The organism is Ruegeria sp. YTSB088 (assembly GCF_059609825.1).
This window is the reverse complement of record NZ_JBXWMM010000001.1, coordinates 554,379-568,065: the sequence shown is the minus strand read 5'-3', so window position 1 is coordinate 568,065 and position 13,687 is coordinate 554,379. Positions and strand designations below refer to the sequence as shown.

General features: G+C 56.0%; 15 protein-coding genes and 1 tRNA gene. 10 read left to right on the top strand and 6 right to left on the bottom strand.

Features of this window, described 5'->3' with window-relative positions; genetic code table 11:
- The 6 genes from AC2FFA_RS02880 to AC2FFA_RS02855 all read right to left on the bottom strand — a co-directional run.
- Positions 1–419: hypothetical protein (locus AC2FFA_RS02880; RefSeq protein ID WP_496849813.1), on the bottom strand; the 419-nt coding region annotated here is incomplete at its 3' end.
- A 463-nt stretch (positions 420–882) separates the two neighbouring features.
- Positions 883–2,700 (bottom strand): translational GTPase TypA, encoded by a 1,818-nt coding sequence (gene typA, locus AC2FFA_RS02875; RefSeq protein ID WP_117868919.1) that lies wholly within the window; start codon positions 2,698–2,700, stop codon positions 883–885.
- A 76-nt stretch (positions 2,701–2,776) separates the two neighbouring features.
- A complete protein-coding gene (locus tag AC2FFA_RS02870) occupies positions 2,777–3,112 on the bottom strand; it encodes a DMT family transporter (protein ID WP_496849812.1) in 336 nt (111 codons plus the stop codon).
- 375 nt (positions 3,113–3,487) lie between these two features.
- Positions 3,488–4,651 carry an HD domain-containing protein gene (locus AC2FFA_RS02865; protein ID WP_496849810.1) on the bottom strand — a complete coding sequence of 388 codons (1,164 nt, stop codon included), beginning with the start codon at positions 4,649–4,651 and terminating at the stop codon, positions 3,488–3,490.
- Positions 4,648–4,893, bottom strand: coding sequence for a hypothetical protein (locus AC2FFA_RS02860; RefSeq protein WP_117868922.1), 246 nt, complete (start codon positions 4,891–4,893; stop codon positions 4,648–4,650). Before AC2FFA_RS02860 ends, AC2FFA_RS02865 begins: the two co-directional genes overlap by 4 nt.
- Entirely contained in the window at positions 4,893–5,546 is a 654-nt protein-coding gene (locus AC2FFA_RS02855) for an alpha/beta hydrolase (protein WP_496849808.1), read from the bottom strand. Before AC2FFA_RS02855 ends, AC2FFA_RS02860 begins: the two co-directional genes overlap by 1 nt.
- Before the next feature lie 182 nt (positions 5,547–5,728).
- Between AC2FFA_RS02855 and iscR the strand changes: the two genes are divergently transcribed.
- From iscR to AC2FFA_RS02805, 10 genes are all read left to right on the top strand, one after another.
- On the top strand, positions 5,729–6,187 hold the full coding sequence (gene iscR, locus AC2FFA_RS02850) for a Fe-S cluster assembly transcriptional regulator IscR (protein ID WP_117868923.1): 459 nt from the start codon (positions 5,729–5,731) through the stop codon (positions 6,185–6,187).
- Between the two features lie 50 nt (positions 6,188–6,237).
- A complete protein-coding gene (locus AC2FFA_RS02845) occupies positions 6,238–7,281 on the top strand; it encodes a cysteine desulfurase family protein (RefSeq protein ID WP_496849806.1) in 1,044 nt (347 codons plus the stop codon).
- An 18-nt stretch (positions 7,282–7,299) separates the two neighbouring features.
- Positions 7,300–8,820 carry a Fe-S cluster assembly protein SufB gene (gene sufB, locus AC2FFA_RS02840; RefSeq protein ID WP_117868925.1) on the top strand — a complete coding sequence of 507 codons (1,521 nt, stop codon included), beginning with the start codon at positions 7,300–7,302 and terminating at the stop codon, positions 8,818–8,820.
- Positions 8,820–9,023, top strand: a complete 204-nt coding sequence (locus AC2FFA_RS02835; RefSeq protein ID WP_117868926.1) for a hypothetical protein — start codon at positions 8,820–8,822, stop codon at positions 9,021–9,023. The genes sufB and AC2FFA_RS02835 overlap by 1 nt, the downstream gene beginning before the upstream one ends.
- A gap of 49 nt (positions 9,024–9,072) precedes the next feature.
- The gene (gene sufC, locus AC2FFA_RS02830; RefSeq protein WP_496849803.1) at positions 9,073–9,828 is read left to right on the top strand and encodes a Fe-S cluster assembly ATPase SufC; all 756 of its coding nucleotides are present in this window, start codon (positions 9,073–9,075) and stop codon (positions 9,826–9,828) included.
- Positions 9,828–11,108, top strand: a complete 1,281-nt coding sequence (locus AC2FFA_RS02825) for a SufB/SufD family protein (protein ID WP_496849801.1) — start codon at positions 9,828–9,830, stop codon at positions 11,106–11,108. Before sufC ends, AC2FFA_RS02825 begins: the two co-directional genes overlap by 1 nt.
- Positions 11,108–11,593, top strand: coding sequence for a YIP1 family protein (locus AC2FFA_RS02820; RefSeq protein WP_117868929.1), 486 nt, complete (start codon positions 11,108–11,110; stop codon positions 11,591–11,593). Before AC2FFA_RS02825 ends, AC2FFA_RS02820 begins: the two co-directional genes overlap by 1 nt.
- Entirely contained in the window at positions 11,590–12,147 is a 558-nt protein-coding gene (locus AC2FFA_RS02815; protein WP_496849798.1) for a YIP1 family protein, read from the top strand. The genes AC2FFA_RS02820 and AC2FFA_RS02815 overlap by 4 nt, the downstream gene beginning before the upstream one ends.
- Before the next feature lie 13 nt (positions 12,148–12,160).
- Positions 12,161–13,381, top strand: coding sequence for a cysteine desulfurase (locus tag AC2FFA_RS02810; protein ID WP_496849796.1), 1,221 nt, complete (start codon positions 12,161–12,163; stop codon positions 13,379–13,381).
- Positions 13,382–13,458: 77 nt separating this feature from the next.
- Positions 13,459–13,535: transfer RNA gene (locus AC2FFA_RS02805), tRNA-Arg, on the top strand.
- Positions 13,536–13,687: the final 152 nt, after the last annotated feature.

The following is a 13,687-nucleotide window of genomic DNA, read 5'->3' as shown; positions in this document are numbered from 1 at the left end:
CCTTCACCTTCGCCGCCGCCTTCACCTTCGCCGCCGCCTTCACCTTCGCCGCCGCCTTCACCTTCGCCGCCGCCTTCACCTTCGCCGCCGCCTTCGCCTTCGCCGCCGCCTTCGCCTTCGCCGCCGCCGCCGCCTTCGCCACCGCCTTCGTTTTCACCACCAGTGCCGCCACCTTCACCGCCAGTGCCACCGCCTCCAGCGCCAGTGGTGCCAGCTCCACCGCCTGAACCGCCGCCACCACCGAAAGCCGGGCTGCTGTCGGCAGTCTCATCAGACGGACCATCACCGGACCGCTGATCACTTGCGCCGATCGATGCTGTCGGAAAATCAGAAAGCAAGTCTGCAAGTGGCGTACATTCAGCTCCGACACGCGCAAGAATTTGATCGAAATCGTGCCGGCGTTGAATGTATCGGATCATACCCGATGTTACAGCGTCGCACTCACACAGAACCTGCGCGGACGCAGCGGATTGTCTGGCCGTTTGAATCGTACACGTACCGGCTGCGAATGCTTCGCCAGTGGGCGAAAACAAAAAGGTAGTGGCTACAAAAAAAAGCGGGATACTGCTTGATTGGACACCCATTTGAAACTCCTCGAAACTCGATATTCAACTACGTGTTCATATGAACCACCGATGCGCCGGTGTTTATGAACCACGTCACACAACTGGCATATTTTCACCTTATATGGGTCTCAATCACAATATGTGGAATGGGTGAGTGGCAAAATCTTAATGCAACTTAAAGCTGAAAGAATATTCGTTTCAAAAGAAAACCGGGCGTATTGCCCGGTTGCCCATTTTTCATCTTTTGTTCGTTTGGACGCAAAAATGCCACACTGAGGCAATTGTTTCTGATTGCGACGGCGGGTTGCCCGAATGATCAGGCCGACTTGGCCATCCGCTTCCGTTCGTGAGGATCGAGAAAGCGCTTGCGCAGGCGTACAGCGTTGGGTGTGACCTCGACCAGTTCATCGTCGTCAATATACGCAATCGCCTCTTCCAGTGAGAACTGAATGTGGGGTGTCAGGCGAACGGCGTCGTCTGAACCGCTGGCGCGTACGTTGGTCAGTTTCTTGCCTTTCAGCGGGTTCACTTCCAGATCATTGTCGCGAGAATGCTCACCTATCACCATGCCTTGATAGACATCCGTTTGGGGGCCGACAAACATCCGACCACGCTCCTCGAGGTTCCAGAGGGCATAAGCGACGGCCTGACCTTTTTCCATCGAGATCAGAACGCCCGCCCGACGCCCCGGGATCTGACCTTTGTGCGGAGCCCAGTCGTGGAACACGCGGTTCAATACGCCCGTACCGCGCGTGTCGGTCAGGAACTCGCCGTGATAGCCGATCAGGCCGCGGGACGGTACGTGGGCAATGATGCGGGTCTTGCCAGCACCTGCGGGGCGCATTTCGACCAACTCACCTTTGCGTGCGCCGGTGATCTTTTCGATCACCGAGCCGGAGTATTCATCATCCACGTCGATGGTGACTTCCTCAATGGGTTCCAGACGTTGCCCGTTTTCTTCGCGGAACAAAACCTGCGGGCGCGAGATGCTGAGTTCGAAACCCTCACGGCGCATGTTCTCGATCAGAACACCCATCTGCAATTCGCCTCGGCCTGCGACCTCGAATGCCTCGCCGCCGGGCGTGTCGGTGATGCGGATCGCGACATTCGATTCGGCTTCTTTCATCAGGCGATCACGGATAACGCGTGACTGAACCTTCTTGCCATCCCGACCGGCCAACGGAGAATCGTTGATCCCAAAAGTAACGGTAATCGTCGGCGGGTCGATGGGTTGTGCAGGCAGGGCTTCTTCGACCTGCGGAGCAACAAGGGAATCTGCCACTGTGGCTTTGCTCATGCCTGCGATGGTGACGATGTCACCGGCTTCTGCCACGTCGATGGGCTGCTGTGCCAGTCCGCGGAATGCAAGTATTTTCGACGCGCGGAAGTTTTCGATCACCGTTCCATCGCGGCTGAGCGCCTTGAGGTTGTCGCCTGCCTTAAGAGTGCCGCTTTCTACACGACCTGTCAGAATGCGGCCGATGAACGGATCGCTGCCCAAAGTTGTGGCCAGCATCCGGAACGGCTCGTCCTTGTGCTCGACCTGCTTGGGGGCAGGGACGTGATCGACGATCAGGTCAAACAGGGCGCTCAGGTCCTTGCGGGGGCCGTCCAGCTCCATGTCTGCCCAGCCCGAACGGCCCGAGGCGTACATCGCCGGAAAGTCCAGCTGGTCGTCATCGGCACCGAGGTTTGCGAACAGGTCAAAGCATTCGTCCAGTGCGCGGTCAGGTTCCGCGTCCGGTTTGTCGACCTTGTTCAGAACCACGATTGGGCGAAGACCCAGCGCCAGGGCCTTGGAGGTCACGAACTTGGTCTGCGGCATCGGGCCTTCTGCGGCGTCAACCAGTAGGACAACTCCGTCGACCATGCTGAGAATGCGTTCCACTTCACCGCCGAAATCGGCGTGGCCGGGTGTGTCGACAATGTTGATGCGGGTGTCTTTCCACTCGACCGAAGTTGCCTTGGCCAGAATGGTGATACCACGTTCGCGTTCAAGATCGTTGCTGTCCATGGCGCGTTCCGCCACGGACTGGTTTTCCCGGAACGCGCCGGATTGTTTGAGCAGCTCATCCACCAGGGTCGTCTTGCCGTGGTCAACGTGAGCGATGATTGCGATATTGCGCAGGTCCATGAGAGGTCAGCCTTTGAACGGGAAGTTGCCGCGCGCATAGCGCGGCGCGACAAAATATACCAGCCCTAACCGTGGATCAGTGACCAGCAGTCTTGGAAAAGAGGTGAATGATCAGGATTCCCGCCAATATCATGGTAAGGCCAAGTACCGCCGGCCAATCTAGTTTTTGACCGAAAACGATGAAACCGATCACGGCGATCAGAAAAATTCCCAGACCTGACCAGATCGCGTAGACAATGCCAACAGGCATGAATTTCAGCGTCAACGCCATGAAGTAGAAAGCGACTCCGTACCCCACGACCACAAGGACGGACGGCCAAAACCGCGTGAATTGTTGACTGGCCTGCAACGCGGAGGTGCCAATGGTTTCCGCAATAACGGCTAGCATCAGATACAGATACGCTTGGGGCATTTGAATCCTCAAATGGGGAAGACACATCGCGTTGAGCATGAAATTGAAGGTCTGAGCAAGGTAAATTTCCATCTCAACTAGGTAGAACGCCAGCCGAGGTCAGGTATACCTTACTGTTCTGAAAATCGAATTAGTGTAATGTTCTCAACATATTTTATCTTTTGTTATTGAGTATTGAGTGATGACGACATTTTCGAAATCCGTCATATTTGCTTCGGGTCTGATTGTGGTGATTGGGTGGCTTGCTGACGGGGGGTCCGTCGAAGTTGAAGCAGCCAACATGGTTCAACAGTTTGATGGTAGTAGTGTTTTTTAGCGCCGCGCAGAACTAAGCAGGGAAAAAGGAGCCTTTCGGCTCCTTTTTTCCTTTGTTGTCTAGTGGTGAAGAGCCTCGCCGCTTTGGAAATACGCAGCCAGTTGCGGTTGCAGCCAATCCCAAAGCCGAGGAGACCCCGCTGCAATTGCAGGCTGAACTCGCGCCTCAAGCTGAGCATATGTTACCTTGTAATCGACCCATGACCCGCCACCGGTTTCCAGATTGGCGATAGGTGTCTGAAAACGGTCGACGGCTTTGGCGAACTTGGCGTCTGGGCTGTCTGCAGCTTCAAACTCTTGCCACAGCGTGGTGAAGCCCTTGCATTGAGTGTCAGGCAACAGGCCAAACAACCGCTTGGCCGCCGCTTGTTCCTTGGCAGCTTGCGCCGCGTGATCGACCTGCCCGTGGATCGGATTATCGCCGGCGTCGATTTCGACGATATCGTGCAGCAACAGCATCTGAATCACCCGATCAACACTGATCTTCTGAGGCGCGCTTTCAGACAGGACCCAGGCGTAGAGCATGATGTGCCACGAGTGTTCCGCCGAGTTTTCAAAACGATCACCCGCCATCAGCCGCGAGGCGCGGAGAACGGATTTTAGCTGATCGGCTTCAGTCAGAAACGGCAACCGGGTCGTAAACGCATTGGCGCGCGTATCTGTACCGGCCAGCAGGGTTATGGCATGCTCGTAGGCCAACGGAAAAGCCTGTGCCAGATAGGCTGCACGGCCGCCTTCGAGATTTGAACGCGCTATGTCCACGTGGTCCGGATTGGGGTTAGGGGCACACAGAACCTGAAACAGTGGCTGACACCGGTCCAGTATCTTGGCAAACCGGGCGTCGGGGGACTGATCCTCGTCAAATTCACGCCAGAAAGCGTGGAGCGCATCAGCCTGATCCTTTGGCAAAAGCCCAAACAGCTCCAAAGCTGCGGCTTGCTCAGCCTTGGCAACCGAAGCCCAATCGGTTTCAAGATGAATTGGGTGGTCGCCAACAACGATCTCAACCAGATCATGTAGCAAAAGCATACGGATGACCCGATCAATCGAGACATCTGACCCTGCCAACGGGGCCATGACCAGGGCCCACAAGGCCAGATGCCAGCTGTGCTCCGCAGAATTCTCGGGTCTCGACTGGTCAAGCAGGACATTTGCCCGCTCGACCATTTTCAGTTCGTCAGCCCGTTTCAGAAATGCGATTTGCGCCGCCAAACGGTCGGTCATTGTTTTTCGATGGCCTTCAGTTTGGCGCGATGCGCGGACAGGCGTTTGATCACAAACTGCCTGGCCTTCCGTTCAGCCAAACGAACACGAATTTCCGTCAGAAACGCTTCTTCCAGAGACTGAGATGCTGCCCCGAGCACTTCACCAACTTCGACAAAAAATCTGTCTTCGCCTGTCTCATCCATAACCTTCATCGTATCTTCGGCCAGTTTGGCCGCAAGAGATGTGATGGTGTCGGACATTAGCGGGTGTTCTCGGTCAGGCGCCGTTTCACATAGTCACTGACCTCGGTGATCATCGCGTCCATGTGTCGATCCTGAAAAAAGTGATCGGCCCCTTCCACCTCGGTGTGGGTGATGGTGATTCCCTTTTGCTCGTGCAGCTTGTTCACCAGCGAGGTTGTGTCAGCCGGAGGCGCCACCCTGTCAGCCGTACCGTTGATGATCAGGCCGGAAGACGGGCAGGGGGCAAGGAACGAAAAGTCGTACATGTTTGCAGGGGGCGATACACTGATGAATCCCGTGATTTCAGGGCGGCGCATTAGCAGTTGCATACCGATCCAGGCACCGAACGAGAAACCTGCAACCCAGCAGTGCTTCGAATTGTTGTTCATCGATTGCAGGTAATCCAGCGCCGAGGCTGCATCGCTCAGCTCACCCACGCCCTGATCATATTCGCCCTGACTGCGACCGACACCGCGGAAGTTAAAGCGCAACACGGTGAAGCCCATGTTGTAGAAGGCGTAGTGCAGATTATAGACCACCTTGTTGTTCATGGTCCCGCCGAATTGAGGATGCGGGTGAAGCACGATGGCGATCGGTGCGTCTTTTTCCTTTTGCGGGTGGTAGCGGCCTTCCAGGCGGCCTTCGGGTCCGGGAAAAATCACCTCGGGCATGTGTGCTTTGGTCCTGTCTTTTTCGTACAGATGCTCGGATATACTTGACGATAATCGTCGGGCACCTTAGAACGGTTCTAATTACATTGCATGGCGTTTTTTTTGCGCTGCCAATCGGAGATACGCACTGGCAGCGTCGGCGTCAATGATTTCGCGCAAATCCTGCTGAGAGGAGACATGGAATGAAGCTGTCGACCAAGGGGCGTTACGCAATGGTCGCTCTGGCGGATATTGCGCTTCATCCGACAGAAAGCTTGGTGACGCTTGGGGAAATCTCCGAGAGGCAGGATATCTCGTTACCGTATCTCGAGCAGCTCTTTGTCAAACTGCGTCGGGCGGACTTGGTGTCTTCCGTTCGCGGGCCCGGTGGCGGGTACAGACTGGCTCGCCCTGCGTCTGAAATTCGCGTTGTCGAGATTCTGGCGGCCGTAGACGAAACCGTTGATGCCCTACAAAAAGGGGCAGGAGCGTCCGGAGCTTCATCCGGCAGTCGCGCGCAATCGTTGACCAATCGGCTTTGGGAAAGTCTCAGCGCACATGTCTATGTGTTCCTGCATCAAACCCGCTTGTCGGATGTGATCAAGAACGACCTCGCCCCGTGCCCGGCCGTGCCGAGCCTGTTTTCTGTTGTAGATGAATGATCTGAACAGGCGAGGTAAGAAATGAAGTCTGTCGGCAAAAAGATGTATCTATGAAACGTGTTTATCTGGATCACAACGCAACAACGCCGCTGCGTCCAGAAGCGAGGGACGCGATGATTGCGGCCATGGATGTCTGTGGCAACCCCTCGTCGGTTCATGCGGAAGGTCGTGCCGCCAAAGCTCTGATCGAACGTGCTCGGGCTCAGGTTGCATCGGCCTTTGGGGCGGATGGAGCGGATATTGTTTTTACATCTGGTTCAACCGAAGGTGCGGCGCTGACATTGTCGAGGCGCCAATTGCACGGCGCAGGGATTGAGCATGACGCGGTAAGAGCTTGGATCAAAGAGGATCTTTCGGTTTCTGAGTTCGGAGACGTGCAGGTGGCCGCACCTGAAATATCGACATTGCAACTGGCAAACTCAGAGACAGGGATTGTTCAAACACTGCCGTCCGGTCTGGCCGTGACAGACGCCACACAGGCTTTTGGCAAGCTGCCCCTCGCATTCAACTGGATGAGTGCGCAGATGGCCTTGGTTTCCGCCCATAAGCTGGGCGGCCCAAAGGGTGTCGGTGCCGTTGTGATGAAGCGAGGAACAGATCTGGCGGCGCAGATCAAGGGGGGCGGCCAGGAAATGGGCCGCAGGTCTGGGACCGAAAATGTTATTGGTATCGTGGGGTTCGGCGCGGCAGCTGAAGCTGCTGCACGGGATCTGGCCAATGGCGTTTGGGAGCAGGTCGAAGAATTTAGAAATATTCTAGAAAACGCTCTTGAGGCCGCTGTAAAATCACCTATTTTTGTCGGGAAAGGGCGGCGACGCCTGCCGAACACCCTGTGTTTTGCTGCGCCCGGTTGGAAGGGTGAAACCCAGGTCATGCAGATGGACCTGTCGGGTTTTGCCGTCAGTGCGGGCTCTGCCTGTTCCAGTGGCAAGGTTCGTGCCAGCGCGGCGCTTACCGCAATGGGTTTTGACGAGGAGACAGCCAGCAGCGCAATCCGCGTGTCGTTGGGACCTCGGACAACGGAAGAAGATGTGCTGCGTTTCGCCGAGACGTGGCTTGAGAAAGAGAAAAAGCATCGCGCGCGAGCTGCGTGATCTGACGGAGGGTAAGTCATGGCCGCTTTGGACCAGACCCAGGTTAAAGAAGGTGTCGATCAGGAAACCGTTGATGCGGTGCGCGAGGCCGGAACCTACAAATACGGCTGGGACACTGACATTGAGATGGAGTACGCCCCGAAAGGTGTGAACCCGGACATCGTCCGTCTGATCTCGGAAAAGAATGAAGAACCGGAATGGATGACCGAATGGCGTCTGGCCGCGTTTGAACGCTGGACCAAGATGGAAGAACCAAACTGGGCCATGGTCACCTATCCCAAAATCGATTTTCAGAACCAGTATTACTATGCCCGTCCGAAATCGATGGAAGAGAAGCCAAAATCCTTGGATGAGGTCGACCCCAAGCTGTTGGCCACATACGAAAAGCTGGGTATCCCGCTGAAAGAACAGATGATTTTGGCCGGCGTCGAAGGTGCTGAAGATGCCCCGGCTGAGGGCCGCAAGGTTGCTGTCGACGCGGTGTTTGATTCCGTTTCGGTTGGCACGACCTTTCAGGCCGAACTGAAAAAGGCCGGCGTGATCTTCTGTTCAATTTCAGAAGCGATCAAGGAACATCCTGAACTGGTCAAGAAGTATCTGGGCACTGTTGTTCCGGTGTCGGACAATTTTTATGCGACACTGAACTCGGCCGTGTTTTCGGATGGGTCATTCGTATACATCCCGCCAGGTGTTCGTTGTCCGATGGAGCTGAGCACATATTTCCGTATCAACGCGGAAAACACAGGCCAGTTCGAACGCACGCTGATCATCGCTGACAAAGGCTCTTACGTCTCCTATCTGGAAGGCTGTACCGCACCTCAGCGCGACACCGCTCAGTTGCATGCAGCCGTGGTTGAAATCATTCTGGAAGAAGACGCCGAGGTAAAATACTCGACCGTTCAGAACTGGTTCCCCGGGGATGAGAACGGCAAGGGCGGCATCTACAACTTCGTGACCAAACGTGCCGACTGCCGTGGCGATCGATCCAAGGTGATGTGGACGCAGGTCGAAACGGGTTCGGCCGTGACATGGAAATACCCGTCGTGCATTCTGCGGGGCGAAGAAAGCCAAGGAGAGTTTTACTCGATCGCAATTGCCAACAATTACCAGCAGGCAGATACCGGCACCAAGATGGTTCATCTGGGCAAGAACACCAAGTCGCGCATCGTGTCCAAGGGCATCAGCGCGGGCAAGGCACAGAACACGTATCGCGGTCTGGTTTCGATGCATCCGAAAGCCAAGGACAGCCGGAACTATACCCAATGCGACAGCTTGCTTATTGGCGACAAATGCGGGGCACATACGGTTCCGTATATCGAGGTCAAGAATAACTCATCGCGGGTTGAGCATGAGGCGACGACATCCAAGGTGGATGACGATCAGCTGTTCTACTGTCGTCAGCGCGGCATGGACGAAGAAGAGGCCGTGGCCTTGGTGGTCAACGGGTTCTGCAAAGACGTTCTGCAGGCACTGCCGATGGAGTTCGCCATGGAAGCGCAGCAACTTGTGGCAATCTCGCTGGAAGGGTCGGTCGGCTGATGACGCGGGCGTCACGAAACGGCATCCGGAAAGAAGACGTGCTGACCTGGCTGGGGTACGCATTGCCGGTTCTTGGCGGTCTGCTTGGCATGGCTTACGTCAACATCAACCACATGGAATTCATCAACCCGGTTTGGGCGGTTGGCGGAGGGGCGATCCTGGGCTGGATCGCCGCGAGGTTGATCCGCAAGTTTCTGGGATAAGAAGGTTTCGGGGCTAGAGTGCCCCTTGCGATACGCAAAAGGATAAAAAATGCTGGAAATCAAGAATCTGCACGTAAAGCTTCAAGAAGAAGACAAGCAGATCTTAAAGGGTGTGGATCTGACGGTTGAGGCCGGCAAGGTACACGCAATCATGGGGCCGAACGGGTCAGGCAAGTCAACACTCAGCTACGTGCTGTCGGGTCGCGACGGGTACGAAGTGACCGAGGGTTCTGCCACGCTGGACGGTAATGACCTACTGGAGATGGAACCGGAAGAACGTGCTGCGGCCGGCGTTTTCCTTGCGTTCCAGTACCCAGTCGAAATTCCGGGCGTGGGAAACATGACGTTCCTGCGCACCGCTGTGAATGCGCAACGCAAGGCGCGCGGTGAGGACGAACTGTCCGCTGCGGATTTCCTCAAGGAAGTGCGTGCCAAAGCCAAGACGCTGAAGATCGACGCGGATATGCTCAAGCGTCCGGTCAATGTTGGTTTCTCGGGTGGTGAGAAAAAGCGCAATGAAATCCTGCAGATGGCAATGCTGGAACCCAAGATGTGCATCATGGACGAAACCGACTCGGGTCTGGATGTGGACGCGATGAAACTCGTCGCTGAAGGCGTGAATGCGTTGCGCGATGAAAGTCGTGGGTTCCTGGTCATTACGCATTATCAGCGCCTGCTGGATCACATCAAACCTGACGTTGTTCACATCATGGCCGATGGCCGCATTGTCAAAACCGGTGGCCCCGATCTGGCGCTTGAGGTTGAAAACAACGGTTATGCCGACATTCTTGCCGAGGTGAACTGATGGCCTTGCCCGAAGTCAAACAATCCGCAACCGAGGCACGGTTGTCTGCTCTGACCATGCCTGACGCGGGATGTACCCGCGCCGCGCGCGAAGACGCGCTGGCCCGTGTTCTGGAAACCGGTCTGCCTGGGCGGCGTGACGAATACTGGAAGTACACTCAACCGGATACGCTGGTCTCACCAGACGCAACCCCGGCTGCGGTGTTTGCTGATGACGAGCCGTTGATGTTCAGCGAACTCGACCGGCTGAACATCGTCTTTGTGGACGGTGAATTCAGCGCCGAAGAGTCGGACGACCTATCGCTGGAAGGCGTGACCATTGATCGACTTGAGGACATCTGCTGCAAGGACATTCATTGGGCGAAAGACCTGTATGGCGTACTTGAAACGCGTGGTCAGTCCCCGGTCCAGCGCCCCTTGGCGGCACTGAATACGGCCTTTGCATCAGATGGCGTGGCGATTCACGTTACTGGCAAACCGTCCAAACCGATCAACCTGATCTATCGTCATGCGTCGCCGACCTCTGATGCGATCCTGCACCATATCGTTCGCGTGGAAAGCGACGCCGAGGCGACCATTCTGGAAACCGGCCCGGCGGCGTCACGCTTTAACAAATGCATGGAGATCGACATTGCTGACAAGGGCACGCTGCACCATGTGCGCGCGCAGGGCAGGGATCATGAGCGTCGCGCTGCGACCCATTTATTTACCCGACTGGGCACGGAGTCGGTCTACAAGTCCTTCACACTGACTGTGAATGGCGTGCTGACCCGCAATGAGCAGGTTGTCGAGCTGACCGGCGATGATGCCATTGCACATGTCGCAGGGGCATGCGTTGGTGATGGCGACTTCCACCATGATGACACGGTTTTCATCACCCATGACGCGGTGAATTGCGAAAGCCGCCAGGTTTTCAAGAAAGTGCTGCGCAACGGGGCGACCGGTGTGTTTCAGGGCAAGATCCTTGTGAAGGAAGGTGCCCAGAAGACTGACGGTTATCAGATCAGCCAATCGCTGCTTCTGGACGGTGACAGCCAGTTCCTCGCCAAGCCTGAACTTGAGATCTACGCCGATGATGTGGCGTGTTCGCACGGTTCGACCTCGGGTGCGATCGACGAAACCGCGCTGTTCTATCTGCGGTCCCGTGGTGTTCCGACCAAAGACGCGACCAACATGCTGACATTGGCTTTCCTGGCCGAAGCGGTGGATGAGATCGAAGACAGCGCTCTGGCGGAAGAGATCGTAAGCCGTCTGGAAGGGTGGCTGGCGCGTCGTAGTTGATGGCCGTTTCGTCAGACATACTGGCCACATACCGGGGGCCGGGGCGCGTGGTGCGTCGGCTTCTTGAAATGGGTCAGCGGGAAGACAGGGCGCTGGTGTTTGTCATGGCCTTTTGCGTGGTGGCCTTTGTCGCGCAATTGCCCAGCCTTGCCCGAAAAGCGCACTTGGAAGGGCTTGAGCTAAATATGCTGTTGGGCGGGGCCTTGCTGGGCACTGTCATCATCCTGCCGCTGTTCTTCTACGCGCTGGCTTTTGCATCTTTTGGAGCCGCCCGTTTGGTCGGAGGGCGCGGAACAGCTTACGGAGCCCGTCTTGCGTTGTTCTGGGCACTGCTGTCATCAACCCCTCTGGTTCTGTTGAATGGTCTGGTCGCCGGGTTCATCGGACCGGGGCCGGCATTGACTCTGGTCGGTTTGATCTGGCTCGGGGTGTTTTTCTGGTTCTGGCTGGCCGGTCTCAGACAAGCGCAAAGGCAAGCAGAATGAACGTTGTTAACCTTGCCGTTCAAACTGTGATCAATCCGGCCGTGGTCGCCCGGCAGTTGTTGGATTTCCGCCTCGGGCGCGAGGTTCTTTGGTTGGCGTTTTTCCTGGCGGTTGTTCTGAGTTGCCTGGTGCAGGTTGGGAGGCTTCAGTTTCTGCCGCTCCAGGAGGGGGAACTGGCGCCAGTATCAGAGTCAGTCGGTCTTTACCTGATACGTTCGGCTGCCTTGTTGCTTGTCAGCATTCTGGCGTTTTTGTTTGCAGGGCGCTTACTTGGCGGCGTCGCGACGTTTAATGGCATCATGACGTTGATTGTCTGGCTGCAATACCTTCAGATCGTTGCGATGCTCATCACTCTTGTTTTGGCGATGGTCCTTCCGTTCTTGATGCTGATGTTTTCTCTCGCAACGTTTGTTCTGAGCCTTTACGTCACGCTCCATTTCCTGAATGAAGCCCATAAATTCGGATCGCTCTGGAAAGCATTTGGGGTCATTTTGTTGGCCGGCGTGGTTGCCGTGCCCTTTGTACTCGCATTGATGCCCAACGCCCCGGTATAGGGAAAAGAAAACCATGTATGACGTAGAAAAAATCCGTGCAGACTTTCCAATCCTGGCGCGTGAAGTGAACGGCAAGCCGCTGACCTATCTGGACAATGGAGCCTCGGCGCAAAAGCCTCAAATTGTCATCGATGCGGTGACACGGGCCTATGCCGAGGAATACTCGAACGTTCACCGCGGACTGCATTTCCTGTCGAATCTTGCAACCGAGAAGTACGAAGCCGTCCGCGGCATCATCGCCCGGTTCCTTGGGGCATCGAACGAGGATGAGATCGTTCTGAATTCAGGAACGACCGAAGGGATCAATCTTGTTGCATATGGCTGGGCCATGCCGCGCCTGGAAGCCGGGGATGAGATCGTTCTGAGCGTCATGGAGCATCACGCCAACATCGTGCCCTGGCATTTTCTGCGCGAGCGGCATGGCGTCGTTCTGAAGTGGGTGGATGTCGACGCTGACGGAGGACTGGATCCCCAGGCGGTGATCGATGCAATCGGCCCGAAAACCAAACTTGTGGCCGTGACGCAATGTTCCAATGTGCTGGGAACTGTCGTGGATGTCAAAGCCATCACCGAAGGTGCGCATGCCAAGGGCGTTCCGGTTCTGGTTGATGGCAGTCAGGGCGCGGTGCATATGCCGGTGAACGTTCAGGACATCGGTTGCGACTTTTACGCCATCACCGGCCACAAGCTGTATGGCCCGTCGGGGTCGGGTGCGATCTACATCAAGTCCGAACGCATGGCCGAGATGCGCCCCTTTGTCGGTGGCGGTGACATGATCAAAGAGGTCAGCAAGGATCAGGTGATCTACAACGATCCGCCTATGAAGTTCGAGGCCGGAACACCCGGCATTGTCCAAACTATCGGCCTGGGTGTTGCACTGGAGTACATGATGGATTTGGGAATGGACAACATTGCCGCCCATGAATCCGGCCTGCGGGACTATGCCATGCAGCGCCTGAACGGTCTTAACTGGCTTCAGGTTCAGGGCACGCGGCCAGACAAGGCAGCCATCTTCAGCTTTACGCTGGATGGGGCCGGCCATGCGCATGATGTATCCACCATTCTGGACAAAAAAGGTGTTGCCGTCCGCGCCGGTCATCACTGCGCAGGCCCGCTTATGGATCATCTGGGCGTCACGGCGACCTGTCGTGCCAGCTTCGGTCTGTATAACACGACGGATGAGGTCGATACGCTGATCGAAGCGCTTGAATTGGCGCATGATCTCTTCGCCTGATTTTGGTTTCAAAGAGGGTGCAACAATCACGATTTTCAGTTGCACCCGGATTGGAACAAGGTTAGCTAACGGCCAAGGCACCTGTAGCTCAGCTGGATAGAGCGCTGCCCTCCGAAGGCAGAGGCCAGAGGTTCGAATCCTCTCAGGTGCGCCAAAAATCAATCACATTTTTAAATGATCTCAGCAGAATAGCTGTGAGGGCGAGAAACTCATTTCAGCTCAGATTCCTTTGACTTCATTTTGGTTCCGTTCAACTTCGGTACCATCAGTTCGCCCGCAACTACTTGAGTTCGGACGGTTTTCAGG

Excerpts from the sequence above, each read along its gene's own strand:
- typA (WP_117868919.1), bottom strand. The coding sequence starts at position 2,700 with ATGGACCTGCGCAATATCGCAATCATCGCTCACGTTGACCACGGCAAG.
- AC2FFA_RS02870 (WP_496849812.1), bottom strand. The coding sequence starts at position 3,112 with ATGCCCCAAGCGTATCTGTATCTGATGCTAGCCGTTATTGCGGAAACC.
- AC2FFA_RS02865 (WP_496849810.1), bottom strand. The coding sequence starts at position 4,651 with ATGACCGACCGTTTGGCGGCGCAAATCGCATTTCTGAAACGGGCTGAC.
- AC2FFA_RS02860 (WP_117868922.1), bottom strand. The coding sequence starts at position 4,893 with ATGTCCGACACCATCACATCTCTTGCGGCCAAACTGGCCGAAGATACG.
- AC2FFA_RS02855 (WP_496849808.1), bottom strand. The coding sequence starts at position 5,546 with ATGCCCGAGGTGATTTTTCCCGGACCCGAAGGCCGCCTGGAAGGCCGC.
- iscR (WP_117868923.1), top strand. The coding sequence starts at position 5,729 with ATGAAGCTGTCGACCAAGGGGCGTTACGCAATGGTCGCTCTGGCGGAT.
- AC2FFA_RS02845 (WP_496849806.1), top strand. The coding sequence starts at position 6,238 with ATGAAACGTGTTTATCTGGATCACAACGCAACAACGCCGCTGCGTCCA.
- sufB (WP_117868925.1), top strand. The coding sequence starts at position 7,300 with ATGGCCGCTTTGGACCAGACCCAGGTTAAAGAAGGTGTCGATCAGGAA.
- AC2FFA_RS02835 (WP_117868926.1), top strand. The coding sequence starts at position 8,820 with ATGACGCGGGCGTCACGAAACGGCATCCGGAAAGAAGACGTGCTGACC.
- sufC (WP_496849803.1), top strand. The coding sequence starts at position 9,073 with ATGCTGGAAATCAAGAATCTGCACGTAAAGCTTCAAGAAGAAGACAAG.
- AC2FFA_RS02825 (WP_496849801.1), top strand. The coding sequence starts at position 9,828 with ATGGCCTTGCCCGAAGTCAAACAATCCGCAACCGAGGCACGGTTGTCT.
- AC2FFA_RS02820 (WP_117868929.1), top strand. The coding sequence starts at position 11,108 with ATGGCCGTTTCGTCAGACATACTGGCCACATACCGGGGGCCGGGGCGC.
- AC2FFA_RS02815 (WP_496849798.1), top strand. The coding sequence starts at position 11,590 with ATGAACGTTGTTAACCTTGCCGTTCAAACTGTGATCAATCCGGCCGTG.
- AC2FFA_RS02810 (WP_496849796.1), top strand. The coding sequence starts at position 12,161 with ATGTATGACGTAGAAAAAATCCGTGCAGACTTTCCAATCCTGGCGCGT.